The organism is Streptomyces sp. KL116D (assembly GCF_030766975.1).
Lineage (GTDB): Bacteria > Actinomycetota > Actinomycetes > Streptomycetales > Streptomycetaceae > Streptomyces > Streptomyces longispororuber_A.
This window is the reverse complement of the sequence record NZ_JASERH010000068.1, coordinates 57722-81518: the sequence shown is the minus strand read 5'-3', so window position 1 is coordinate 81518 and position 23797 is coordinate 57722. Positions and strand designations below refer to the sequence as shown.

Below are 23797 nucleotides of genomic sequence, written 5' to 3'. Positions count from 1 at the left end.
CACGCTACCGGGTCCTCGCACGCCCTTGCTACGCACCTCAAATCCGGAGAGCCTCCCCAGTGACGGGAGTAACAAAACCGAAGCCGATGACGCTGTTTACGACACCACCCTCACCCGGCCCGGTCTCAGGCGGCCTGCAGGTCCACGCGCGCCCCGAACTCCCGCACCACGGGCTCCTCCCGGTACGGCTCCAGTCGCTCCTTGAAGTCCTCCAGGTACTCGGCCCCGCGGTTGGAGCGCAGCGTGCCGAGCAGCTCCACGGCCCGAAGTCCCGTGTGGCAGCCCTGTTCCACCTCGCGCTGCTGCACCTGCGCCGTCGCCAGCAGGACGAGACCGATGGCCCGGCGGCGGGCCCGCGACTCCGGATGCCCGTCGAGCGACTCCTGCGCGCACCGTGCCGCGTCCCTCGACTGCCCCAAGTCCCGGTGGCAGTGCGCGAGTTCGTCGGCGAGGTAGGCGTGGTCGAAGTGCGCGATCCAGACCGGGTCGTCGCCGGAGTCGGCGCGCCCCTCGGCCTGTTCCATCGCGGCGACCGCCCTGCTGCCGACGGCCTGTGCGGACCGCGCGTCCCCGAGGAGTGCGTGGCCGCGCGCTTCGGCGGCGTAGAACATCGCCTCCGCGCGCGGTGTCACGCGTCCGCGCGCCCCCTCCTGAGCCGCGCGGGCGAGCTGGGCGATCTCGCGCGGGTTGCCGAGCTGCGCCGCCAAGTGGCTCATGGACGCGGCCAGTACGTACCCGCCGTAACCGCGGTCCCCCGCTGCCTGGGCAAGCCTGAGTGCCTGGATGTAGTAGCGCTGCGCGAGCCCCGGCTGCCCGGTGTCGACGGCCATGTACCCGGCGAGCTCCGTCAACCGCGCGACGGCGGCGAACAGTTCGCGCCCCACCGCCTCCCGGTAGGAGCCCGCGAGCAGTCCGCTCACGACGCTGTTCAGGTAGTGCACGACCACCGGCCGCACGTGCCCGCTGCCGTACTGGTGGTCGAGGTCGGTCAGCGCCTGGGTCATCGCCCGCACCGCCGCCACGTCCGAGGCGCCGACCCGCGGCCCGGCCGCCCTGGCGACCTGCGAGTCGGGCACCGAGATCAGCCAGTCGCGGCTGGGCTCGACGAGCGCGGACGACGCGACCGAGGACCCCGACAGGAAGTCCCGGCGGCCCACGTCGCTGCGCCACAGCTCACAGACCTGCTCGATGGCGCCGAGCACGGTCGGCGAGAACTGCAGGCCGACGCCGGAGGCGAGGTTCTTCCCGTTCGCCATGCCGATCTCGTCGATCGTCACGGTCCTGCCGAGCTTGCGGCCGAGCGCCTCCGCGATGATGCCGGGCGCCCGGCCGCGCGGCTGCTGCCCGCGCAGCCAGCGGGCGACCGACGTCTTGTCGTAGCGCAGGTCGAGGCCGTGCTCCGCGCCACACATGTTGACGCGGCGGGCCAGGCCCGCGTTCGAACAGCCCGCTTCCTGGATGAGCGCCTGCAGCCGTTCGTTGGGCTGTCGCGCGACGAGAGGCCGTGCGGCCATGGCATACCCCCTGCTGTGCCCGTCGACGGTGATCGATGGATCAATGCCCTACGGACAAACGGAAGATGCACCACAAACGGGTACGGAATACATAACCCGCCCGGGCGCCTCCCCCTCGTCCACAGAGGTGGCTACCCGCGCCCCGCTGCCGCTGCCCGTGCGCGCCCCCGTCCATGCACCCATGCGCCCCACATGCGGGAAGAATGCTCCCGCCCCACCCGCGCGTGCGCCCGTAACCCCAGATGGCGGCGGGAGTTGAGAAGTCCGTGGAAGAGACCATCGCAGGCACCCCGGACGTCACCTCACCCGTCACCGCTGCCGGGCAGATCCCTCAGCAGCGCGGCGAATCCCTTCTCGACACGGCCGTGCGCTACGCGGAAGAGCGGCACTGGGACGTGTTCCCCGGCACCTGGCTGGATGTCGACGAAGGCGTCCAGCGCTGCTCGTGCGGCGACGTCCAGTGCGCCTCCCCGGGCGCCCACCCGGCGCGCCCCGACTGGGCGACACAGGCGACCGGCAGCGCCACGGTGGCCCGCCGGCTGTGGTCGAAGCAGCCCAAGGCGTCGATCCTCCTTCCCACCGGCCGCACCTTCGACGCGATCGACGTGCCGGAGACCGCCGGGTTCCTCGCCCTGGCCCGCATGGAGCGCATGGAGCTCACCCTCGGCCCGGTCACCTGCACCCCGGACCGGCGCATGCAGTTCTTCGTGCTCCCCGGCGCCACCCTCAAGGTCCCGGACCTGGTACGGAAGTTGGGCTGGCCCCCGGCCTCCCTCGACCTGGTCGCGCTCGGCGAGGGCGGCTACGTCGCCGCGCCGCCGACCCGCTTCGGCAGTCAGGGCGCCGTCCAGTGGGCCTGCCGCCCCACCGCCGCGAACCGCTGGCTGCCCGACGCCGAGGAACTGATCTCGCCGCTGGCGTACGCCTGTGGCCGGGAAGGACGCCGCTAGGGCCTGTCTCCGCCCGCCTCGCACCCCGCCGACGTATCGTGCCCGGATGACTGGGGACACCACCGCCGTACGCGTGCACGACCTCTGGAAGTCGTTCGGCGGGCAGACGGCCGTCGCAGGGATCGAACTCGCGCTCCCCGCGGGCCGGTTCATCGGCCTCGTCGGACCGAACGGCGCGGGCAAGACCACCACCCTCTCCATGATCACCGGGCTGCTCCGCCCCGACCGCGGCACGGTGCACGTCGCGGGCCGCGACGTCTGGTCGGACCCGGCCGGGGTCAAGGCCCGCATCGGCGTCCTGCCGGAGGGGCTGCGCCTCTTCGAGCGCCTCTCCGGGCAGGAACTCCTCACGTACACGGGCAGGTTGCGCGGCCTGCCCGGACCGGAGGTCGACAAACGGGCCGCGCAGCTCCTCGACGTCCTCGACCTGGCCGCCGCCCAGCACAAGCTCGTCGTCGACTACTCGACCGGCATGCGCAAGAAGATCGGCCTCGCCGCGGCCCTCCTCCACAACCCCGAAGTCCTCTTCCTCGACGAACCGTTCGAAGGCGTCGACCCGGTGTCGGCCCAGACGATCCGCGGCGTCCTGGAGCGGTACACCCGCTCGGGCGCGACGGTCGTCTTCTCCTCCCACGTCATGGAACTGGTGGAGTCGCTGTGCGACTGGGTGGCCGTCATGGCGGCGGGCCGGATCCGCGCGCAGGGGCCGCTGGCGGACGTCCGGGGCGACGCGGCGTCGCTGCAGGAGGCGTTCCTGGAACTGGTGGGGGCGCGCGGCCGGGACGCCGGGGGGTCGCTGGACTGGCTGGGCAATCCGGCCGGTCCGGCCGTCGACGAGCGGGGCCCGGGGGCGTCGGCGTGACGGGCGGCGGCACCTCCCTCACCGGCACCCTCGTCCGGCTCAAGCTGGCGCTGCTCCGCAACGGCCTGCGGCAGTCCGCCGGACGCCGCGCCGCGTACATCGCCTCCGCCGTCGTCACCCTGCTGATCGCGGCGCTCCAGCTCCTCGGCCTCGTGCTGCTGCACGGCAACGAGCACGCCGCCACCGTCGGCGTCCTGCTCACCGCGCTGCTCGCCCTCGGCTGGGCGGTGCTCCCGCTCTTCTTCCCCAGCGGCGACGAGACCCTCGACCCGACCCGGCTGGCGATGCTGCCCCTGCAACCCGACCCGCTGGTCAGGGGCCTGCTGGTGGCCTCGCTCGTCGGGATCGGACCACTGTTCACGCTGTCCCTGGCGGGCGGCGCCGCGTACGCGGTCGCGCACGGCGCCGCGGCCGCCGCCGTCGCCGTGCTCGCCGTCCCGCTCGCCCTGCTGACCTGCGTCGCCCTCGCCCGGGCCGTCGCCGCCGCCAACATCCGGCTGCTCACCAGCCGCAAGGGCCGCGACCTCGCCGTCCTCAGCGGACTCGTCATCGCGATCGGCGCCCAGCTCGTCAACTTCGGCGTGCAGCGCCTCGGTTCGTCCGGCGGTCTGTCGACGCTCGACCCCGTGCGGGACGTGCTGCTCTGGGTGCCGCCCGCGTCGGCGATCGGCGCGGTCGACGCGGCGAGCCACGGCTCGTACGGTCCGGCGGCGGCCCGGCTCGCGCTGTGCGCCGCCGGGCTCGCGGGCCTGCTGGTCCTCTGGCGGCGCGCCCTGACCCGGCTGATGACCTCGCCCGACGGCTCCACGATCCAGGCGGCCGAGCCCACCCGCCGCGCCCGCCGCACCGGCGGCCGCCGCCTGCTGCCGTCCGGCCGCACCGGCACCGTCATGGAACGCAGCCTCCGCTACGTCTGGCGCGACCCGAAGACCAAGGCCGCCTGGGTCACCTCGCTCGCCATCGGCCTGATCGTCCCGGTCTTCAACGCCCTCCAGGGCACCGGCTCCGTCTACTTCGCGTGCTTCGCCTCCGGCATGCTCGGCATCCAGATGTACAACCAGTTCGGGCAGGACACGTCCGCGTTCTGGATGGTCGCCATGACGATCGCCGACCGCCGCGACGCCTACGCCGAACTCCGCGCCCGCGCCCTCGCGCTGCTGCTGATCACCCTCCCGTACGCGGCCCTCGTCACGGTCGTCACGACGGCGCTGCTCGACGCGTGGCACGACCTGCCGGAGGTCCTCGGGCTCTCCTTCGCGCTGCTCGGCGCGATGCTCGCCACCGGCGCGTGGACCTCGGCCCGCTTCCCGTACTCGATCCCGCAGGAGGGCTACAAGAACGTCGCGCCGGGGCAGGCCGGACTGGCCTGGATCTCCATCTTCGGCGGGATGGTCGCCGCGGCCCTGCTCTGCGCCCCGGTCCTGGCGCTCACCGTCACCCTGCACGCGACGGGCGCCGACAGCTGGTCGTGGCTGCTCCTGCCGGTCGGCACGGCGTACGGGGCGGCGGTGGCGGTGCTCGGCCTGCGGCTGGCGGCGCCGCGCACGGCGGCCCGGCTGCCGGAGATCCTGGCGGCGGTGAGCAAGGGCTAGGACGACGGCGTACGGGCTGCGGGGGGCGTGGCTGGGGCCGGGGTCGTGGGCAGGCCGCGCAGGAGCGTCTCCAGGTAGAGGTCGAAGCGGGGTCCCGCGGCGTCCCCCGCCGGGTCCCCGTCCGCCGCGCCCAGCCAGCGCACGACGCCGAACCCGAACACGTACCAGCTCCGCTCGGCCTCCCGCGGGTCGGCGCCCGCGGCCCGGAACGCGGCGACGACCGCGTCCCGCAGCCGGCCGAAGGACTCGGGGTGGTGGCGGTGCGGGCGGGCGACGTGGGCCGCGTAGCCCGGCACCGCGAGGAACGCGTCGTGCATCGCCCACGCGAGCCGCGCCAGCCACTCCCGCCAGTCGTCGGCGCCCGGCTCCCCGGCCGGCAGCACCCGCTCGACCATGACCTCGCTGACCAGGTCGAGCACCCCGTCGCGGTCCGGCACCCAGCGGTACAGCGACGAGTGCGAGACGCCGAGCCTGGCCGCCAGCTCCCGCATGGTGAGCGTGTCGACGTCCCCTTGCAGCGCGGCCTCGACGATCCGCTCACGGCTCAGCCGCGGGGGCCGGCCCGGCCCGGTTCCGGTCTTCTTCATCCCGGCCAGCGTAGGCGCAGGGGCCGCCGCCCTCAATTAGCGACCATTGGTCACTAATACTGCTAGCCTCCCGCCATGACGGACGCGACGACGGCGGTTCGGGAGATGCGGGGGATGCGGGCGATGCGGGAGATAGACGCGACCGGGCTGCCGATGGCGCAGGCCCAGGACCTGGTGCTGCGGGAGCTGCGGGCGCTGACCGACCGCGCGGAGCCGTTCGCCGCGGTCCTGCTGATGCCGGCCCCGCCGGAGAGCCCGGCGCCCCCGGCGCCCGGCACGGCCACGGACCGGGTCCGCGCCCTGAAGGCGCTCCGCCCCGGCCTCACGGAGTACTGCCGCGGCCTGGCGTTCGTGGCGCCGGCGGACATCACCGCGGAACGCGCGGCGGCGATCCACAGCGGCGAGCAGCTCTGGGGCTGCCCGACGACGGCCGGCCAGGACGTGACGGCCGCCCGCGCGTGGGCGAGGGGGCGCGCCGCGGGGTCGTGAGACGCAGACGACCCGCGAGCCGTGGTTCCTCCCGTACGAGACGGTCGGAAGCCGGCCGGACGTACCGGCGGCTCGCGGGTCGGGTGACTGCTTGGGAATAGGGCCGGCTGCACGCACAACACACGTGCTGGTCCGGCGCCGAATTCGAGATGCGACGTCGGGCCGCTAGCCCGCAGTCACCTCACGCGTCCGGAATGCATACATCTGCCGAACCACCTCCCTTCTTGTGTACGTGCCACCCTAGGAAGCCGTCGGAGACCCTTCAACCGATTTTCCCGAGCTTTGCCTCGGGGGCGGCATGCTGGACGGATGCGCCCACCGGATTCCTCGAAGTTGACCGAACTCCGTGTGGGATGCGTCACGTTCGAGTTGAATGATCTGAGCAGTACGAGGAATGACGAGGACCGCACGGACGTCGTCGCGCCGACACAGCCTGCAGGGGGTGCCAGGTGAGTGCTTCCCGGCGTAGTGGGATCACCGATGAGCTGGGGCCGGACGGGCCCGACGAACCCGAGCGGGACGGACCCGACGGGGCGGATCTGCTGGCCGCGCTGCTGGACGGCATGGATGCCGCGCTGTGCGCCTTCGACGCCGACGGCGTCGTGACCCATTGGAACCGGGAGGCCGAGCGGATCCTGGGCTGGTCTGCGGCCGAAGCCGTGGGACGGCAGGGGTTCGCGGGGTGGGCCGTGCGGTCCGCCGACGCGGAGGAGGTGCAGGGCCGGCTGCTGTCGGCGATGCACGCGGCGGGCCGGCAGGTGCACGAGTTCGCGCTCGTCACCAAGGACGGCGGCCGGGTGCTCGTGAGGACCCAGTCCGCCGCCGTGCCCGGGCCCGACGGGAAGCCCGCCGGGGTCTACTGCGCGTTCAGCGAGGTGCACGCCCAGATCGACCTGGAGCGGTCGATCGCCCTGAGCGAGGCGCTCTTCGAGGACGCGTCGTGGGGCGTCGTCCTGGTCGACGCCGACCTGCGGCCCGCCGTCGTGAACGCGCACGCCGCGCGGGCCCTCGGCTCGGGGCGCACGGCGCTGCTCGGGCGGCCGCTGGGCGAACTGATCTCGCAGGGCGTGGAGGAGCTGGAGAGCGCGCTCGCGCACGTGCTCTCGGAAGGGGCGCCGCCGACGCCGACGGAGGTGTGGGTGACGCTGCGGCTGCCCGACGACGGGGGCGGGCGGCAGGAGCGGCGGTGCTGGCGCAGCGGGTTCGTGCGGCTCGCGTCGCCGCTCGCCGAGGAGCCGGTGCCGCTGGGCGTCGGCTGGCTGTTCCAGGACGTGACCGAGGCCAAGCAGACGGAGCAGGAGGCGGCGGGGCTCCGGTTCCGCGCGCACCAGCTGCACCGGGCGGCGCGGGCCGCCGCCGAGTGCGAGGACCCGGCCGAGGCGGCGACCGTGCACCTGGACTTCGCGCTGGCCGGGTTCGCCGACCACGCGGTGATCGACCTGGTGGCGGGCGAGGAGCCGATGCGGCTCGTGCGGGCCGCCGCGACCCCGTCGGGGGCACCGGGGCCGAGCCTGCTCGTGACGCGCGGGGCGCTGCCCGTGCGGTACGGGGAGGGGCATCCGGCGCTGCAGTGCGCGGAGCGGACCGGCTCGGTGCGGGCCTCGGCCCCCGGGGTGGGCGGCGCCGGGGCCGGCGGGTGGGCCGCGGCCCGGCAGTGGCCCGAGGGGACGCTGTACGCGCTGTGCGCGGTGCTGCGCAGCCGGGGGCGGACGCTCGGGGTGGTGACGTTCCTGCGGGGCGCCAGCCGGGCCCGGTTCGAGCGCGCCGACGCGATGTACGCGGAGAGCGTGGCCGTGCGGATAGCCGCCGCGGTGGACCTGGCCCGGGTGGCCGCGGGCGAGGCGTAGCGGCTCCCGCCCGCCGGGGGTCAGTGCTGGTAGAAGATGCGGTCGCGGTACTCGGCGAAGACGCGGGCGTTCCAGTCGTGGCCGCCGTCCACGTTGCCGGAGCGCAGCAGCGGGGGCTGGATGCCGCGGTCGGCGAGGACGGTGGCGCAGGTGGCCAGGGTGGCCTGCATCAGGGCGCTGGTGGTGACCGTGGAGGCGGAGGCGAAGGGGGCGTCGACGCCCTCGTGGCTGAGCTCCGCGTCGCCGACGGCGATCTTCGAGTCCAGGACGACGTCGCAGTGGTCGCGCAGGTAGGTGCCGGAGACGTGGCGGGACTTCGGGGCGTCCGGTCCTGTGGCGTAGGACAGCGAGGTCACGCCGATGACCTTGAGGCCCAGCGCGCGGGCGTTCATGGCCATCTCCACGGGGAGCGCGTTGCGCCCGGACAGGGAGATGATCACGAGGGCGTCGCCCGCCGTGGCGGGGCTGGAGTCCAGGACGGCGGCCGCGAGGCCGTCGACGCGCTCCAGGGCGGAGCCGAGGGTCGCGGGCATCACGTCGACGCCGACGGCGCCGGGGACGGCCAGCAGGTTCATCAGGGCGAGGCTGCCCGCGCGGTAGACGACGTCCTGGGCGGCGAGCGAGGAGTGGCCCGCGCCGAACGCGAAGAGGCGGCCGCCCGCGACGACGGTGTCGGCGAGGAGGGTACCGGCCGCGGTGATGTTCGCCAGCTCCTCGTCACGGACCCGCTGGAGCAGGCCGATCGTGGCGTCGAGGTACTGCGCGGCCAGTTTGCTCTCGCTCATCGGCGTAGCCCCTTGCGTCATAGCGTGCGTCGTAGCACTCCGTGTCGCGGATCACCGTGCGGTCTGGACCAGGGCCCTGTCAATACGGTCTCGGGCCCTGTAGGGCCGCTGTTTCCCTGGCGCTGCACGGTTGTCAGCGGTATGCGTCAGAATTGGGGGCAGGGCCAGCGCACGAGCGTCGCGGCGAGCCAGCGGAGCGGCCGCGGAGCCAGAGAGCTACACGAGGGGCACGTATGTCCGGACTGATCGACACCACGGAGATGTACCTCCGCACCATCCTCGAGCTGGAAGAGGAAGGTGTGGTCCCCATGCGCGCCCGGATCGCCGAGCGGCTCGACCAGAGCGGCCCGACGGTCAGCCAGACCGTGGCCCGCATGGAGCGGGACGGCCTGGTCGCCGTGGCCGCCGACCGGCACCTGGAGCTGACCGACGAGGGCCGGCGCCTCGCGACCCGGGTGATGCGCAAGCACCGGCTCGCCGAGTGCCTCCTGGTCGACGTGATCGGCCTGGAGTGGGAGCAGGTGCACGCGGAGGCCTGCCGCTGGGAGCACGTGATGAGCGAGGCCGTGGAGCGCCGCGTCCTGGAGCTGCTGCGACACCCGACGGAGTCGCCGTACGGGAACCCGATCCCGGGCCTGGAGGAGCTGGGCGAGAAGGACGGGGCCGACCCGTTCCTGGACGAGGGCATGGTCTCCCTCGCCGACCTGGACGCGGGCGGGGACGGCAAGACGGTCGTCGTGCGGCGCATCGGCGAGCCGATCCAAACGGACGCGCAGCTGATGTACACGCTGCGCCGGGCGGGCGTGCAGCCCGGTTCGGTGGTCAGCGTGACGCAGTCGCCCGGCGGCGTTCTGGTGGGCAGCAGCGGTGAGGCGGCGGAGCTGGAGGCGGACATCGCCTCGCACGTCTTCGTGGCCAAGCGCTGAGTCACCCCCCGAGTCACCGCTGAGTCACCGCGCCCCGGCGCACGCCCCCGCGTGGGCGTGCGTCAACTGCCGTGCCGTGCGGGAAAGTTGACTTGTTTCCGTACACGCAGCACATTCGCGCAGAAAGCAAGATTCACTGTGCGGAATCGCAGCGGTCGCACGCTTCGCGTGCCAGGCTGTCGCGTGAGGGGCATATGACCGGAAGGGGCCAGGCATGGACCGGCCGTTCGGCGAGCGGGACACGTGCGGGAACCGGGAGACAGAGGGCCCCGGCGCCTTGCGGCGCCGGGGCCTGTCCTCCCCTGATCTGACCCGGAGCCCCGAGCTCCCAGGGTCATTCCCTTCGGACCGTTTTCCCCGAGCGGTCCGCCCCCCGCTGAAGAGATCCCCTCGGCGGCGCCGGTCATTCCTTGAGGGATGTCACTCAAACGAGGGGTGTTACCGGAGAGCACCGCGCTTTCGAAAAAAGGTTCGATAGCGTGCGCGGGTACGCGACTGCAGGCGCGACCACAAGGGGGTGCCAGAGCCTATGGCGCGGCGCATCGACGTGACCGGAGCGGGCGGGGTCCGCCTGGCCGCCTGGGAGTTCGCCGACCCGCCCAAGACGGGCGAGGCCGGCAGCGGGCCCGGCGTCCTGTTACTGCACGGCCTGATGGGCCGGGCGTCCCATTGGGCCGGCACCACGCGCTGGCTCGCCGAGCGGCACCGGGCGGTCGCCCTGGACCAGCGCGGGCACGGCCAGAGCGACAAGCCGCCGGAGGGCCCCTTCGACCGCGAGGCGTACGTCCTCGACGCGGAGGCGGCCCTTGTGCAGCTGGGGCTGGAGCCCGCGGTGCTGATCGGGCACTCGATGGGCGCGCTCACGGCGTGGCAGCTGGCCGCGCGGCGGCCCGACCTCGTCCGGGGCCTGGTCATCTGCGACATGCGGGCCTCGGCGCTCGGCGCGGCCTCCCAGCGGGAGTGGGAGGACTGGTTCAAGGCCTGGCCCCTGCCGTTCGCGACGCTCGCGGACGTCCGGAAGTGGTTCGGCGAGGACGATCCCTGGGTGGAGCGGCCCAATCCGGCGCGCGGTGAGTTCTACGCCGAGGTGATGACGGAGTCCGCGGACGGCTGGCGTCCGGTGTTCTCGCGGCGGCAGATGCTCGCGGCGCGGTCGACGTGGGTGTACGACGCGCACTGGGAGGAGCTGGCGGCCGTGCAGTGCCCCACGCTGGTGCTGCGCGGGCTCGACGGGGAGTTGGGGCGGGCGGAGGCGCAGGAGATGGTGCGGGTCCTTCCCAGGGGGGTTTACGCGGAGGTGGCCGACGCCGGTCATCTCGTCCACTATGACCAGCCCGAGGCGTGGCGCGCGGCGATCGAGCCGTTCCTGGACGGGGTGTTGGCGGGGTTGTAGCGGTAGCGCTGGCCGTCGGTTCGGTGGGCGGGTGCGGGTCTCGTCGTGGCTGGTCGCGCAGTTCCCCGCGCCCCTGAGGGGCCGACTTCGGCTGCGGGCCGGTGGGGCTTCTCGCGCCGTTCCCCGCGCCCCTGGAAGGCATGCGCTTCGCGCAGGCTTCCCCCGGTGGGGAGATGCCGCACCGCAGGTGCGCATCTCAGGGGCGCGGGGAACTGCGCGAGCAACCCACCACAACCCGCAGCCCGCGACGAAGGACCGGCCCGGCAGACGCAGTCGGTGTTTCGAAAGTCGGAGCCCGCTACGGGCTGAGGCGGTCCACTCGCCAGGCGCCGGACCCGGTCGACTCATAGCGGAGGCGGTCGTGGAGGCGGTTCTCGCGGCCCTGCCAGAACTCGACCGTCCGCGGGGCCACCCGGAATCCACCCCAGTGCGGGGGCACCGGCACCTCGGACCCTGCCGGATAGCGGAGCGTCAACTCCCGGTAGGACACGTCGAGTTCGGCCCGCGAACCGAGCACGGACGACTGCGCGCTGGCCCACGCCCCGAGCTGGGACCCGTACGGCCGGGACCGGAAGTACGCGGCCGTCTCCTCCCGCGGCGTCCGGACGGCCGTACCGGAGACGATCACCTGACGGCTCATCGGGTGCCAGGGGAAGAGCAGTGCCACGTGCGGGTTGGCGGCGAGGTCGGTCGCCTTGCGGGAGCCGTAGTTGGTGTAGAAGACGAAGCCCGCCTCGTCGTAGGACTTGAGGAGGACCGTGCGGGAGCTCGGGCGGCCCTCGGCGTCGACGGTGGAGACGACCATGGCGTTCGGCTCGGTCAGCGGGGAGCCGGGCGCCGCCGCCTGTTTGAACCAGTGCGTGAACTGTTCCATGGGGTGCGCGGCGAGGTCGGACTCGAGCAGGCCGCCGTCGTGCGTGCGGTACTGCTCCCGCATGGCGGCGGGGTCGGGTGTGTCGTTCACGGCGTCATCCTGCCGGACGGCCCGGCACGGCCGCACTTGGAGTGAAACATGGCACTGAGTGCCGCGAAGTCTCGCCAACTGTGGCACCGAGGGCTATCTTCCAAGAGCCGGCACGGTTGAGCCACATCCCGTTCGGGGCATCACGGGTGTGACCGACCCGGAGCGCGAGTCGTGAGTGACCGCGCATCCGATCGCCCCGCCACCGCAGTCCACGCATCAAGAGGAGCCGCCTGATGTCCGACTTCGTACCTGGTCTCGAAGGAGTCGTCGCGTTCGAGACGGAGATCGCCGAACCGGACAAGGAGGGCGGCGCCCTCCGCTACCGGGGTGTCGACATCGAGGACCTCGTCGGCCACGTGTCGTTCGGGAACGTGTGGGGGCTGCTGGTCGACGGCGCCTTCAACCCCGGCCTGCCGCCCGCCGAACCGTTCCCGATCCCCGTCCACTCCGGCGACATCCGGGTCGACGTGCAGTCCGCGCTCGCCATGCTCGCCCCCGTGTGGGGCCTCAAACCGCTGCTCGACATCGACGAGAAGCGGGCCCGTGACGACCTGGCCCGCGCCGCCGTCATGGCCCTGTCGTACGTCGCGCAGTCCGCGCGCGGGCAGGGCCGTCCGATGGTGCCGCAGAGCGAGATCGACAAGGCCGAGTCCATCGTCGAGCGGTTCATGATCCGCTGGCGCGGCGAGCCGGACCCGAAGCACGTCGCGGCCGTCGACGCGTACTGGACGAGCGCCGCCGAGCACGGCATGAACGCCTCCACGTTCACGGCCCGGGTCATCGCCTCCACCGGCGCGGACGTCGCCGCGGCGCTGTCCGGTGCGGTCGGGGCCATGTCCGGGCCGCTGCACGGCGGTGCGCCGTCGCGGGTGCTCGGCATGATCGAGGAGATCGAGCGGACCGGGGACGCGGAGGCGTTCGTGAAGCGGGCGCTCGACAAGGGCGAGCGGCTGATGGGGTTCGGGCACCGGGTGTACCGGGCCGAGGACCCGCGGGCGCGGGTGCTGCGGCGTACCGCGCGGGAGCTGGGGGCTCCGCGGTTCGAGGTGGCCGAGGCGTTGGAGAAGGCCGCGCTCGCGGAGTTGCACGCGCGGCGGCCGGATCGGGTGCTCGCCACGAACGTGGAGTTCTGGGCGGCCATCGTGCTGGACTTCGCCGAGGTGCCGGCGCACATGTTCACGTCGATGTTCACGTGTGCGCGGACCGCTGGTTGGAGTGCGCACATTCTTGAGCAGAAGCGGACGGGGCGGTTGGTGCGGCCCTCCGCGCGGTACGTAGGGCCGGGGACTCGGCCCCCGCGGGACATCAACGGCTACGCGGACATCGCCCACTAGCTCGGTCCGATCCGGCGGTTCGCGGGGTGCGGCCCGGTGCGGGCTTCTCGCGCAGTTCCCCGCGCCCCTGGGCGTCTGCCGTGTGACGGCCGGTTCTCCGACCGCGGGTCTCGTCGTAGTTGCTCGCGCAGTTCCCCGCGCCCCTGGGCGTCTGCCGTGTGACGGCCGGCTCTACGACCGCGGGTCTCGTCGTAGTTGCTCGCGCAGTTCCCCGCGCCCCCGGGCGTCTGCCGTGTGACGGCCGGTGCTTCGACCGCGGCTCTCATCGTGGTTGCTCGCGCAGTTCCCCGCGCCCCTGGGGCATGCGGCTTCGCCGCAGGCCCATAGGCGCCCCATGAGATGGCGCACGCAGTGCGCATCTCAGGGGCGCGGGGAACTGCGCGAGAAGCCCCACGCGCCCGCAGTCCGCGACGAAAGACCCGCACGGCAGACGCCCCGCCGCGCCGGAGGCGCCACGCCTCGGCCTAGCCCAGCAACCGCTCCACGATCCCGCCCCACTCCGCCACGACCCGCTCCCGGCGGACGCCGTCGTCCGTGAGGAGGTTGGCGAGGCCCAGGCCGCGGGCCATGTCCAGCAGGCCCTGGACCACCTCCCGCACCCCCGGGACGGCCTCGTCCGCGCCGAGGAGTTCCACCGCGATGCGGTGCGTCTCACGGCCGACCCGGGCCTCCAGCTCGGAGACCCTGCCGCCGAGCTGGGGCTCGTGGGACGCCGCGACCCACAGGTGCAGCGCCGCCCGGAACAGCGGCCCCGTGTAGAGGTCGACGAGGGCCGCGACCGCCTCCGCGCGCCCCTGCGGCCGCAGCCCCCGCAGGGCCGTGGACCGTTCCTCGGCGACGTACTCGACGGCCGCCGTGAACAGGTCCTCGCGGGTCGGGAAGTGGTGCTGGGCCGCGCCCCGCGAGACCCCGGCGTGCTCGGCGACGACGGAGACCGTGGAGCCGGACCAGCCGTGCTCGGCCAGACAGGCCACCGCCGACTCCAGCAGCTTCTGTCGCGTCACGCGCGAGCGGTCCTGCTTGGGCAGGGTCACAGCACCCATGCGGGGTCCCGTCGTTCGAGGAAGGCCGTCATCCCTTCGCGGGCCGGATCGGAGGCGAACAGCCGCGCCGACAGCGCCGTCAGCGCCTCCGCGTCCCGGTCGAAGGCTTCCAGGACCTTAACCGTGAGCAGCCGTTTCGTCTCCGCCAGGGCCTGCGGGGAGGAGCGCCGCAGGCCGTCGACGACCGGGGCGAGGATCTCGTCCACGTCCTCCCCGGCCGCCGTCACGAGGCCGGTCCTGGCCGCCTCCACCGCGTCGAACTTCTCGCCCGTGAGGTAGTACCGGGCCACCGCCCTGGGGTCCGTGCGGGGCAGCAGCGGCAGCGAGATCACGGCGGGCGCGACGCCGATGCGCACCTCCGTGAAGGCGAACGTGGACCGGTTCGAGGCGGCCGAGACGTCGCAGGCGCCCAGCAGGCCGAGCCCGCCCGCCCGTACGTGCCCGTCCACCCGCGCCACCACCGGCTTGCGCAGCTCCACGACCTGCCGGAGCAGAGCGACCAGCGCGTCGGGGTGCGGCGGGCTGCGCAGGTCGGCGCCCGCGCAGAAGGTGCCGCCGGTGTGGGTGAGGAGGACGGCGCGGACGTCCCGGTCCTTCTCCGCGCGGGTCAGCCGCTCGGCGAGTTCGCCGACGAGCGCCGACGACAGGGCGTTGCGGTTGGCGGGCGAGTCGAGGGTGAGGGTGGTGACGCCGCGCGTGTGGGCGTAGTGGATCAGGTTGTCTACGGCCATGAAGTGCCCTCAGTTCTCCCTCAGTTGACGTCGCAGGATCTTCCCGCTGACGGCGCGCGGGACGCCGTCGATGAAGGCCACGCGGCGGATCTTCTTGTACGGGGCGACGCGTTCGGCGACGTACGCCATGACGTCGTCGGCGGTGAGCCGTTCGTCGGAGCGGACGACGAACGCCTTGGGGATCTCGTTGCCGTCGTCGTCGAGGACGCCGATGACGGCCGCGTCGGCGATCCCTTCGTGGGTGAGCAGCAGGGCCTCCAGGTCCGCGGGGGCTACCTGGAAGCCCTTGTACTTGATGAGTTCCTTCACCCGGTCGACGACGAACAGCCAGCCGTCGTCGTCGACCCGGCCGACGTCGCCGGTGTGCACCCAGCCGTCCCGGTCGATCATCTCGACGGTCGCCTGGGGGCGGCCGAGGTAGCCCTTCATGACCTGCGGGCCGCGGATGAGGACCTCGCCGGGTTCGCCGGGTGCCGCGTCCTTGCCCGGGTCGTCGAGCGAGAGGATCCGCATCTGCGTGGAGGCGATGAGTTTGCCGACGGTGCCCGGCGGCGGGTTCTCGGCGTTCAGGGGGACGACGTGGGTGCCGGGCGAGAGTTCCGTCATGCCGTACGCCTGGCCGACGGGCGGCAGGCCGAGACGGTCGGAGCAGGCCCGTGCGAGGTCGGCGTCGAGCGGTGCCGCCGCGCTGATCAGGTACTTCAGGGAGGACAGGTCGTAGCCCGCCACGGCCGGGTGCTTGGCGAGGGCGAGGACGATCGGCGGCGCCACGTACAGGGCGGTGATGCGGTGCTTCTCGATCGCCGCGAGGAAGGCGTCCAGTTCGAAGCGGGGCAGGACGACGACGGTAGCGCCGCGCCTGAGCGGGGCGTTCATGAGGGCGGTGAGGCCGTAGATGTGGAAGAACGGGAGGACGGCGAGGATGCGGTCGCCGGGGCCCGTCGGGATGAGGGGTTCGAGCTGGGCGAGGTTCGTGGCGATGTTGCGGTGGGTGAGCATGACGCCCTTGGGGACGCCGGTGGTGCCCGACGAGTACGGCAGGGCGGCCACGTCCTCGGCCGGGTCGAGGGCGATCCGGGGCTCGGGCGCGGTCGTGCCGAGCATGTCGAGGAGCGAGCGGTGACCGCTGTCCCCGGCCGGGTCGCAGACGAATATCTCCCGTACGCCGCCCGCGAGTTCGGCCGCGGCGCGGGCGGACTCGACGAGCGGGGTGACGGTGATGATCCAGCTCGCCGCGGAGTCGCGCAGCTGCTTCGCGAACTCCTCGGGCGTCGCGAGCGGATGCACCGTCGTCACGGCGGCGCCGGCCCGCGTGGCGCCGTAGAACGCGACCGGGTAGGCGACCGTGTTCGGGCTGTGCAGCGCCACCACGTCGCCCTTGCGGACGCCGGCCTCGGCGAGCCCGGCGGCCACCTTGCGGTGGAAGTGGTCGAGCTGGGCGTAGCTGACGGTCGTGCCGGACACGCCGTCGACGAGGGCGGGGGCGTCGCCGCGGGCGGCCGCGCCCCCGAGCACGGCGTCGTGGATGGGCTCGTCGACGACGCTCACGTCTTCGTACTCACTCAAGAACACCATGCTGAACTCCCCTGGCTGCGGCTGGAGTTGTGCTCAGTACGACTTGGGCAGTCCCAGGCTCTGGTGGGACACGTAGTTGAGGATCATCTCCCGGCTGACCGGGGCGATGCGCGCCACCCGTGAGCCGGCGATCAGGGAGGCGAGGCCGAACTCGCGGGTCAGGCCGTTGCCGCCGAGCGTGTGCACGGCCTGGTCGACGGCGCGCACGCACGCCTCGGCGGCCGCGTACTTGGCCATGTTGGCGGCCTCGCCCGCGCCGACGTCGTCGCCCGCGTCGTAGAGCCGGGCGGCCTTCTGCATCATCAGGCGGGCCAGTTCCAGCTCGATGTGGACCTGGGCGAGCGGGTGGGCGATGGCCTGGTGGGCGCCGATGGGGGCCTGCCACACGGTGCGGTCGCGGGCGTACTCGACGGCCCGGCCCAGTGCGTAGCGGCCCATGCCGATCGCGAACGCGGCCGTCATGATGCGCTCCGGGTTGAGCCCGGCGAACAGCTGCAGCAGGCCCGCGTCCTCGTCACCCACCAGAGCTTCTGCGGGCAGCCGTACGTCGTCAAGGGTCAGCTCGAACTGCTTCTCCGGAGCCTGGAGTTCCATGTCGATCTGGCGGCGCTCGAAGCCGGGGGTGTCGCGCTCCACGATGAAGAGGCACGGCTTGAGCCTGCCGGTGCGGGCGTCGGAGGTGCGGCCGACGATGAGGGTGGCGTCGGCGATGTCGACGCCGGAGATGAACACCTTGCGGCCGGTCAGCACCCAGGATCCGTCGTCGGCCCTGCGGGCGGTGGTGGTGATCCGGTGCGAGTTCGATCCGGCGTCGGGCTCGGTGATGCCGAACGCCATGGTGCGGCTGCCGTCGGCGAGGCCGGGCAGCCAGGCCCGCTTCTGCTCCTCGGTGCCGAACCGGGAGATCACGGTGCCGCAGATCGCGGGCGACACCACCATCATCAGCAGCGGCGACCCGGCGGCGCCCAACTCCTCCAGGACGATGGAGAGTTCGGAGATGCCGCCGCCTCCGCCCCCGTACTCCTCCGGCAGGTTGACCCCGAGGTAGCCGAGCTTCGCGGCCTCCGCCCACAGCTCCTCGGGGTGGCCGTCGGCGGCGGTGACCCGGGTCATGTAGTCGCGGCCGAACCGCTTGCCGAGCGCGGCGACGGCGGCGCGCAGGGCCTGGTGCTCCTCGGTCTCCAGGACGGTGCTGGTGCTCATGCGGGGGTTTCCTCCTGTACGACGGCCAGTAGGGCGCCCACCTCGACCTGGCGGCCGACGGTGGCGTGCAGTGCGGTGAGCGTTCCGGCGGCCGGGGCGGAGATCCGGTGTTCCATCTTCATCGCCTCCAGCCAGATCAGGGGCTGCCCGGCGGCGACCGCGGACCCCTCGGCGAGCCCGTCGGCGACGCGGACGACGGTGCCGGGCATCGGGGCGAGCAGGGACCCGGGCGCGCGCTGCTCGCTCGGGTCGGTGAACCGGGGCAGCGCGGTGAGCGCGACCCCGTCGACGTACACCCGGTCGCCGTACGCCGCGACCTTGAACTTCCTTCGGACGCCGCCGACTTCGAGCACGACGAGTTCGGCCGACGCGTGGACGACGCGCACCCCGTCGGCCTCGGGTCCGGTGCGGGTGTGCCGGTAGCGGACCTCGTGCTCGGCGCCGCCCGGTTCGGTGCGGTAGCGCCTGGTCCGCGGCTGGGAGGGGACGTTGCGGAAGCCGCCGAAGCGGTGCCGGCCGTGGGCGGCGGCGAGCGCGGCGGCGAGCGGCGCGTACGGGTCGTCGTCGGGGGCGGTGAGGTCGGCGAGGTGCCGGTCGTAGAACCCGGTGTCCATGCGGGCGCCGGTGAACTCGGGGTGGCGCAGGGAGCGGACGAGCAGGCCCCGGTTGGTGGCGGGGCCGTGCACCTCGGCCCGCTCCAGGGCTCCGGCGAGGGCGCGGACGGCGGCGGCGCGGGTGGGCGCGTGGGCGACGACCTTGGCGAGCATGGCGTCGTAGTGCACGCCGATCGTGTCGCCGTCGGTGTAGCCGGTGTCGAGCCGGACGCCCTGAGGTACGCGCAGCCGGTGCAGGGTGCCGGTCTGCGGGGCGAAGGCGGCGGCCGGATCCTCGGCGTACAGGCGGGCCTCGACGGCGTGGCCGTGCGGGGCCGGGGGCGCGGGGTCGAGCGGTTCGCCCTCGGCGACGCGCAGTTGCAGCGCCACGAGGTCGAGGCCGAACACGGCCTCGGTGACGGGGTGTTCGACCTGGAGGCGGGTGTTCATCTCCAGGAAGTGGGCGGTGCCGTCGGCGACCAGGAACTCGACGGTGCCGGCCCCGACGTACGCGGTGGCGCGCACGGCGCGCTCGGCCGACGCGTGCAGTTCCGCGACGAGTTCGGGGGCGAGGCCCGGCGCGGGCGCCTCCTCGACGACCTTCTGGTGGCGCCGTTGCAGCGAGCAGTCGCGGGTGCCGAGGACCCACACGGTGCCGTGCGCGTCGGCGAGCACCTGCACCTCGACGTGCCGCCCGCCCTCGACATAAGGCTCGACGAACACCTCGCCGTCCCCGAACGCCGACAGCGCCTCGGCCCGGGCCGCCGCCAACTCGCCTTCCAGATCGGCCAGTTCCCGTACGACCCGCATGCCGCGCCCGCCACCGCCCGCGGCGGCCTTCACCAGCACGGGCAGATCCGCCTCGGTCACCTCGCCCAGCGGCGCGATGCCCATCAGTTCCTTGGCGCGGGTCTTGGACGCCATCGCCTCGATGGCCCCGGGCGGCGGGCCGATCCACACGAGTCCTGCGTCGGTGACGGCGCGCGCGAACTCGGGGTTCTCGGACAGGAACCCGTACCCCGGGTGCACGGCGTCGGCGCCCGCGTCCAGGGCGGCCTTCACGACGAGGTCGGCGCGCAGATAGGTCTCGGCGGGGGTGGCGCCCGGCAGCCGGACGGCGAGGTCGGCCTCGCGGACGTGCAGGGCGTCGGCGTCCGGGTCCGAGTGCACGGCGACCGTACGGATGCCCAGCTCACGGCAGGTACGGAAGACGCGGCAGGCGATCTCGCCGCGGTTGGCGACGAGTACGGAGGTGATCATGGCAGTCATGGAGTGGGCCCTCACATGCGGAAGACGCCGAAGCCGCCGCGGGCGCCCTCGTACGGTGCGGTGTGGATGGCGGACAGGCAGATGCCGAGGACGGTGCGGGTGTCGCGCGGGTCGATGACGCCGTCGTCGTAGAGCCGCCCGGACAGGAACATCGGCAGCGACTCGGTCTCGATCTGCTGCTCGACCATGGCGCGCAGCCCGGCGTCGGCCTCCTCGTCGTAGGGCTGCCCCTTCGCGGCGGCGGACTGCCGGGCGACGATCGACAGGACGCCTGCGAGCTGCTGCGGTCCCATGACGGCCGACTTGGCGCTGGGCCAGGCGAACAGGAAGCGGGGGTCGTAGGCCCGCCCGCACATGCCGTAGTGCCCGGCCCCGTACGAGGCGCCCATCAGCACGGACAGGTGCGGCACCCGCGAGTTCGACACCGCGTTGATCATCATCGCGCCGTGCTTGATGATGCCGCCCTGCTCGTACTCCTTGCCGACCATGTAGCCGGTGGTGTTGTGCAGGAAGAGGAGCGGGATGTCGCGCTGGTTGGCGAGCTGGATGAACTGGGCGGCCTTCTGCGACTCCGCGCTGAACAGGACGCCCTGGGCGTTGGCGAGGATGCCGACCGGATAGCCGTGCAGCCGGGCCCATCCGGTGACCAGCGACGTCCCGTACAGGGGCTTGAACTCGTCGAAGTCGGAGCCGTCGACGACGCGGGCGACGACCTCGCGCGGGTCGAAGGGGACCTTGAGGTCGTCGGGCACGATGCCGAGCAGTTCCTCCGCGTCGTACTTGGGCGGCTCCACGACCCGCGGATCGGCGTACGCCTTGCGGTGGTTGAGGCGGGCGACGACGCGCCGTGCCTGCCGGATGGCGTCCTGCTCGTCGACGGCGAAGTGGTCGGCGAGCCCGGAGGTGCGGGCGTGCATCTCGGCGCCGCCCAGCGACTCGTCGTCGCTCTCCTCGCCGGTCGCCATCTTGACCAGCGGCGGCCCGCCGAGGAACACCTTGGCGCGGTCCTTGACCATGATGACGTGGTCGGACATGCCGGGGACGTACGCGCCGCCCGCGGTGGAGTTGCCGAAGACGACGGCGACGGTGGGGATGCCGGCGGCCGACAGCCGGGTGATGTCGCGGAAGATCCCGCCGCCGGGGATGAAGATCTCCTTCTGCGACGGCAGATCGGCGCCGCCGGACTCGACGAGGGAGACGCAGGGCAGCCGGTTGGCGTACGCGATCTCGTTCGCGCGCAGCGCCTTCTTCAGCGACCAGGGGTTGCTGGCGCCGCCGCGCACGGTCGGGTCGTTGGCGGTGACGAGGCACTCGACGCCCTCGACGACCCCGATGCCGGTGACGAGGGAGGCGCCGACGGCGTAGTCGCTGCCCCAGGCGGCGAGCGGCGACAGCTCCAGGAACGGGGTGTCGGGGTCGAGCAGCAGCTCGATCCGCTCCCGGGCGAGCAGCTTGCCGCGCCCCCGGTGCCGGTCGACGTACTTGGGGCCGCCGCCCGCGAGGGCCTTCGCGTGCTCGGCGTCGAGCGCGGTGAGCTTGTCGAGCAGGGCGGCGCGGTGGGCGCCGTACTCGTCGGACCGGGTGTCCAGGGCGCTGGCCAGGACGGTCACAGCAGTGCCTCCGGTATGTCGAGGTGGCGGGAGCGCAGCCATTCGCCCAGGCCCTTGGCCTGCGGGTCGAAGCGGGCCTGCGCGGCGACGCCCTCGCCGAGGATGCCCTCGACGGTGAAGTTCAGGGCGCGCAGGTCGGGCAGGACGTGGCGCGTGACGGTCAAGTCGGCTGTTTCGGGCAGGAGTTGACGGACCAGGTCGACGGTGAGGGTGTGGGCCAGCCACCGCCACGCGTGGTCGGACGCCGCCCACACCCCGATGTTGGCGTCACCGCCCTTGTCGCCGCTGCGGGCACCGGCGACCAGGCCGAGGGGGGCGCGGCGGGCGGGTCCCGGCGGCAGCGGCTCGGGCAGGCCGGGTTCCCCGGCGGGTTCGAGGGGCCGCGTGGGCCCGTCGTACGCGGACACGTCCCGCCGCTCGCCGTCGGGGAGCACGGCGACGTGCGGGACGTCGCGACGGTCGACGTACGCGGCCTCGAAGACCCCGTACGGAGCGCCCTTGCCCGGCGGCGCGGTCACGTGGAACCCGGGGTAGGAGCCGAGGGCCAGCTCGACCGCGGCCCCGCTGAGCGTCCGCCCGACGGCGTCCTGGTCCTGGTCCCGCACGACGAGGCGCAGCAGGGCGCTGGCGGTCTCCTCGGTGCCGGCGTCGGCGCGATCGGTCCTGGCGAGTTCCCAACGAATTGACGCGGGACGCGACTTGGCGCTGTCGAACGCCTCCTCCATCTGCCGTCGTACGAGGTCGGCCTTGGCGTCGACGTCGAGTCCGGTCAGGACGAACACGACCTCGTTGCGGAATCCGCCGAGCCGGTTGAGGCCGACCTTGAGGGTGGGCGGCGGCGCCTCGCCGCGTACGCCGTGGATCCGCACCCGGTCGGGGCCCTCCTGATGGAGCCGGACGGTGTCGAGGCGGGCGGTGACGTCGGGTCCCGCGTAGCGGGCGCCGCCGGTCTCGTAGAGGAGCTGCGCGGTGACGGTCCCGACGTCGACGAGGCCACCGGTGCCGGGGTGCTTGGTGATGACGGCGGACCCGTCCTCGTGGATCTCGGCGAGCGGGAACCCGGGCCGCGTCAACTGCTCCGCGTGGGCGGCGAAGTGTGCGTAGTTCCCGCCGGTCGCCTGCGTCCCGCACTCCAGGACGTGCCCGGCGACGACGGCCCCGGCGAGCCGGTCGTGGGCGTCGGGGGCCCAGCCGAAGTGCCAGGCCGCTGACCCGCTGACGAGGGCGGCGTCGGTGACGCGCCCGGTGACCACGACGTCGGCCCCGGCGTCCAGGCAGGCGGTGATGCCGGCGCCGCCCAGGTAGGCGTTGGCGGTGAGCGCGCCGGGGAAGCGTCCCGTGCCGAGCAGGTCGTCGCCCTCGACGTGGGCGACGCGCGCCGGGACGCCCAGCCGCGCCGCCAGCTCCCGGACGGCGTCGGCGAGTCCGGCCGGGTTCAGGCCGCCCGCGTTGGCCACGATCCGGGTGCCGCGCTCGACGGCGAGCCCGAGGCACTCCTCCAGCTGCCGCAGGAAGGTGCGGGCGTAGCCGCGGCCCGGGTCCTTGAGCCGGTCCCGGCCCAGGATCAGCATGGTCAGCTCGGCGAGGTAGTCCCCGGTGAGCACGTCCAGCTCACCGCCGTCGAGCATCTCCTTCATGGCGGCGAACCGGTCCCCGTAGAACCCGGAGGCGTTGCCGACGCGCAGCGGTTCCCGCCCGGTCACCGTGCCTGCCCCTGGGCGGTACGGCCCGGTCCCGGCGGCCCGGCGAAGGCCTGCGCGATGCCGAGCCAGCGGTCGGCGTCGGGGCCGTCGGCGCGTACGGCGAGGTCGTCGCGGTGGGCTCGCTGGGTGACGAGGAGACAGAAGTCGAGGGCTGGACCGGTCACGCGCTGCGGCGCGTCCTCCGGCCCGAACGTCCACACCTCACCGCTCGGTGAACGCAGTTCGACCCGGAACTCCTCGGCGGGCGCCTCGATCCCGTGCACGGCGAAGGCGAAGTTGCGGGCGCGGACGCCGATCCGGGCGACGTGCCACAGCCGGCCGGTGGGCGCCCGCACGACGCCCAGCGCGTCGGCGACGTCCTGGCCGTGCGCCCAGGTCTCCATCAGCCGGCCCGTGGCCATCGACGCGGCGGACATGGGCGGCCCGTACCAGGGGAACTTGGTGCGGCTGGTCGCGGCGTCCCGCAGCACCTTCTGCAGCTCCTCCCGCCCGGCCCGCCACCGGGCGAGCAGGACGTCGGGCTGCTGCGCGGCGCCCTCGTCGGCCCCGTCGTCGACGAACGACTCCGGCGCGGCGATCGCCTTCTCCACTTCCTTCGCGAACGCCTCGGCGTCGCCCATGGCGAGCAGCGCGGCGCGGTCGGTCCAGGCGAGATGGGCGATCTGGTGGGCGACGGTCCAGCGCGGCGCGGGGGTGGGCGCGGCCCACCGCTCCCGGTCCAGCCGGGCCACCAGGGCATCCAGCTCGTCGCTCTCCTCGCGCAAGTCATCGAAGACTGACGGCAGTTCGGACACGGTGCGCTCCTCTTGGGGCACGGCGGCGTGCGG

Annotated in this window: 20 protein-coding genes; 8 read left to right on the top strand and 12 right to left on the bottom strand. The window is 73.4% G+C overall.

Annotated features, from left to right (window positions below; genetic code table 11):
• Nucleotides 1-125: 125 nt before the first annotated feature.
• Entirely contained in the window at nt 126-1514 is a 1389-nt protein-coding gene (locus tag RBJ77_RS28325) for a transcriptional regulator (protein WP_372347617.1), read from the bottom strand.
• A 266-nt stretch (nt 1515-1780) separates the two neighbouring features.
• Between RBJ77_RS28325 and RBJ77_RS28320 the strand changes: the two genes are divergently transcribed.
• Genes RBJ77_RS28320 through RBJ77_RS28310 form a run of 3 tightly spaced genes read left to right on the top strand, consistent with a single transcriptional unit; the run spans nt 1781 to nt 4918 of the window.
• Nucleotides 1781-2464: a bifunctional DNA primase/polymerase gene (locus tag RBJ77_RS28320; RefSeq protein ID WP_372347616.1), complete on the top strand. Its 684-nt coding sequence runs from the start codon at nt 1781-1783 to the stop codon at nt 2462-2464.
• Between the two features lie 46 nt (nt 2465-2510).
• Entirely contained in the window at nt 2511-3326 is an 816-nt protein-coding gene (locus tag RBJ77_RS28315) for an ABC transporter ATP-binding protein (RefSeq protein ID WP_372347615.1), read from the top strand.
• Nucleotides 3323-4918: a transporter gene (locus tag RBJ77_RS28310; RefSeq protein WP_372347614.1), complete on the top strand. Its 1596-nt coding sequence runs from the start codon at nt 3323-3325 to the stop codon at nt 4916-4918. The genes RBJ77_RS28315 and RBJ77_RS28310 overlap by 4 nt, the downstream gene beginning before the upstream one ends.
• Here RBJ77_RS28310 and RBJ77_RS28305 read toward each other — a convergent pair.
• Entirely contained in the window at nt 4915-5505 is a 591-nt protein-coding gene (locus tag RBJ77_RS28305) for a TetR/AcrR family transcriptional regulator (RefSeq protein ID WP_372347613.1), read from the bottom strand. The two genes, RBJ77_RS28310 and RBJ77_RS28305, sit on opposite strands and share 4 nt — an antisense overlap.
• A 75-nt stretch (nt 5506-5580) precedes the next feature.
• On the opposite strand from RBJ77_RS28305, the gene RBJ77_RS28300 reads away from it, so the two are divergent.
• Nucleotides 5581-5994 (top strand): hypothetical protein, encoded by a 414-nt coding sequence (locus RBJ77_RS28300; protein WP_372347612.1) that lies wholly within the window; start codon nt 5581-5583, stop codon nt 5992-5994.
• Between the two features lie 449 nt (nt 5995-6443).
• Nucleotides 6444-7841 carry a PAS domain-containing protein gene (locus tag RBJ77_RS28295; RefSeq protein ID WP_372347611.1) on the top strand — a complete coding sequence of 466 codons (1398 nt, stop codon included), beginning with the start codon at nt 6444-6446 and terminating at the stop codon, nt 7839-7841.
• Between the two features lie 20 nt (nt 7842-7861).
• Here RBJ77_RS28295 and RBJ77_RS28290 read toward each other — a convergent pair whose 3' ends face one another.
• Nucleotides 7862-8626, bottom strand: coding sequence for an SIS domain-containing protein (locus RBJ77_RS28290; protein WP_372347610.1), 765 nt, complete (start codon nt 8624-8626; stop codon nt 7862-7864).
• A 233-nt stretch (nt 8627-8859) separates the two neighbouring features.
• Here RBJ77_RS28290 and RBJ77_RS28285 point away from each other — a divergent pair, with 233 nt between their 5' ends.
• The gene (locus tag RBJ77_RS28285; protein WP_255968769.1) at nt 8860-9552 is read left to right on the top strand and encodes a metal-dependent transcriptional regulator; all 693 of its coding nucleotides are present in this window, start codon (nt 8860-8862) and stop codon (nt 9550-9552) included.
• A 529-nt stretch (nt 9553-10081) separates the two neighbouring features.
• Nucleotides 10082-10945, top strand: a complete 864-nt coding sequence (locus RBJ77_RS28280; RefSeq protein WP_255968767.1) for an alpha/beta fold hydrolase — start codon at nt 10082-10084, stop codon at nt 10943-10945.
• Nucleotides 10946-11243: 298 nt separating this feature from the next.
• Here the strand turns inward: RBJ77_RS28280 and pdxH are convergent, their stop codons facing one another.
• Nucleotides 11244-11882: a pyridoxamine 5'-phosphate oxidase gene (gene pdxH, locus RBJ77_RS28275; RefSeq protein WP_372347644.1), complete on the bottom strand. Its 639-nt coding sequence runs from the start codon at nt 11880-11882 to the stop codon at nt 11244-11246.
• 260 nt (nt 11883-12142) lie between these two features.
• Between pdxH and RBJ77_RS28270 the strand changes: the two genes are divergently transcribed.
• Nucleotides 12143-13243, top strand: coding sequence for a citrate synthase 2 (locus tag RBJ77_RS28270; RefSeq protein ID WP_372347609.1), 1101 nt, complete (start codon nt 12143-12145; stop codon nt 13241-13243).
• Between the two features lie 464 nt (nt 13244-13707).
• On the opposite strand, the gene RBJ77_RS28265 is transcribed toward RBJ77_RS28270, so the two are convergent.
• Genes RBJ77_RS28265 through RBJ77_RS28230 form a run of 8 tightly spaced genes read right to left on the bottom strand, consistent with a single transcriptional unit; the run spans nt 13708 to nt 23764 of the window.
• Entirely contained in the window at nt 13708-14286 is a 579-nt protein-coding gene (locus RBJ77_RS28265; RefSeq protein ID WP_372347608.1) for a TetR/AcrR family transcriptional regulator, read from the bottom strand.
• The gene (locus tag RBJ77_RS28260) at nt 14274-15017 is read right to left on the bottom strand and encodes an enoyl-CoA hydratase family protein (RefSeq protein WP_372347607.1); all 744 of its coding nucleotides are present in this window, start codon (nt 15015-15017) and stop codon (nt 14274-14276) included. Before RBJ77_RS28260 ends, RBJ77_RS28265 begins: the two co-directional genes overlap by 13 nt.
• 9 nt (nt 15018-15026) lie before the next feature.
• Nucleotides 15027-16592 carry a 4-coumarate--CoA ligase family protein gene (locus RBJ77_RS28255; RefSeq protein WP_372347606.1) on the bottom strand — a complete coding sequence of 522 codons (1566 nt, stop codon included), beginning with the start codon at nt 16590-16592 and terminating at the stop codon, nt 15027-15029.
• Between the two features lie 33 nt (nt 16593-16625).
• Nucleotides 16626-17795, bottom strand: a complete 1170-nt coding sequence (locus tag RBJ77_RS28250; protein ID WP_372347605.1) for an acyl-CoA dehydrogenase family protein — start codon at nt 17793-17795, stop codon at nt 16626-16628.
• Nucleotides 17792-19648, bottom strand: coding sequence for a biotin carboxylase N-terminal domain-containing protein (locus RBJ77_RS28245; RefSeq protein WP_372347604.1), 1857 nt, complete (start codon nt 19646-19648; stop codon nt 17792-17794). The genes RBJ77_RS28250 and RBJ77_RS28245 overlap by 4 nt, the downstream gene beginning before the upstream one ends.
• Nucleotides 19649-19668: 20 nt before the next feature.
• Complete coding sequence (locus RBJ77_RS28240; protein WP_372347603.1) at nt 19669-21267, bottom strand: acyl-CoA carboxylase subunit beta; 1599 nt, start codon at nt 21265-21267, stop codon at nt 19669-19671.
• Nucleotides 21264-22970, bottom strand: a complete 1707-nt coding sequence (locus RBJ77_RS28235; protein ID WP_372347602.1) for an acyclic terpene utilization AtuA family protein — start codon at nt 22968-22970, stop codon at nt 21264-21266. Before RBJ77_RS28235 ends, RBJ77_RS28240 begins: the two co-directional genes overlap by 4 nt.
• The gene (locus tag RBJ77_RS28230; RefSeq protein ID WP_372347601.1) at nt 22967-23764 is read right to left on the bottom strand and encodes a TIGR03084 family metal-binding protein; all 798 of its coding nucleotides are present in this window, start codon (nt 23762-23764) and stop codon (nt 22967-22969) included. The genes RBJ77_RS28235 and RBJ77_RS28230 overlap by 4 nt, the downstream gene beginning before the upstream one ends.
• Nucleotides 23765-23797 lie beyond the last annotated feature (33 nt).

Bases quoted from the DNA above. Each gene is read 5' to 3' on its own strand.
- RBJ77_RS28325 (WP_372347617.1), bottom strand. From the start codon at position 1,514: ATGGCCGCACGGCCTCTCGTCGCGCGACAGCCCAACGAACGGCTGCAG.
- RBJ77_RS28315 (WP_372347615.1), top strand. From the start codon at position 2,511: ATGACTGGGGACACCACCGCCGTACGCGTGCACGACCTCTGGAAGTCG.
- RBJ77_RS28305 (WP_372347613.1), bottom strand. From the start codon at position 5,505: ATGAAGAAGACCGGAACCGGGCCGGGCCGGCCCCCGCGGCTGAGCCGT.
- RBJ77_RS28300 (WP_372347612.1), top strand. From the start codon at position 5,581: ATGACGGACGCGACGACGGCGGTTCGGGAGATGCGGGGGATGCGGGCG.
- RBJ77_RS28290 (WP_372347610.1), bottom strand. From the start codon at position 8,626: ATGAGCGAGAGCAAACTGGCCGCGCAGTACCTCGACGCCACGATCGGC.
- RBJ77_RS28285 (WP_255968769.1), top strand. From the start codon at position 8,860: ATGTCCGGACTGATCGACACCACGGAGATGTACCTCCGCACCATCCTC.
- RBJ77_RS28280 (WP_255968767.1), top strand. From the start codon at position 10,082: ATGGCGCGGCGCATCGACGTGACCGGAGCGGGCGGGGTCCGCCTGGCC.
- pdxH (WP_372347644.1), bottom strand. From the start codon at position 11,882: ATGCGGGAGCAGTACCGCACGCACGACGGCGGCCTGCTCGAGTCCGAC.
- RBJ77_RS28270 (WP_372347609.1), top strand. From the start codon at position 12,143: ATGTCCGACTTCGTACCTGGTCTCGAAGGAGTCGTCGCGTTCGAGACG.
- RBJ77_RS28265 (WP_372347608.1), bottom strand. From the start codon at position 14,286: ATGGGTGCTGTGACCCTGCCCAAGCAGGACCGCTCGCGCGTGACGCGA.
- RBJ77_RS28260 (WP_372347607.1), bottom strand. From the start codon at position 15,017: ATGGCCGTAGACAACCTGATCCACTACGCCCACACGCGCGGCGTCACC.
- RBJ77_RS28255 (WP_372347606.1), bottom strand. From the start codon at position 16,592: ATGGTGTTCTTGAGTGAGTACGAAGACGTGAGCGTCGTCGACGAGCCC.
- RBJ77_RS28250 (WP_372347605.1), bottom strand. From the start codon at position 17,795: ATGAGCACCAGCACCGTCCTGGAGACCGAGGAGCACCAGGCCCTGCGC.
- RBJ77_RS28245 (WP_372347604.1), bottom strand. From the start codon at position 19,648: ATGATCACCTCCGTACTCGTCGCCAACCGCGGCGAGATCGCCTGCCGC.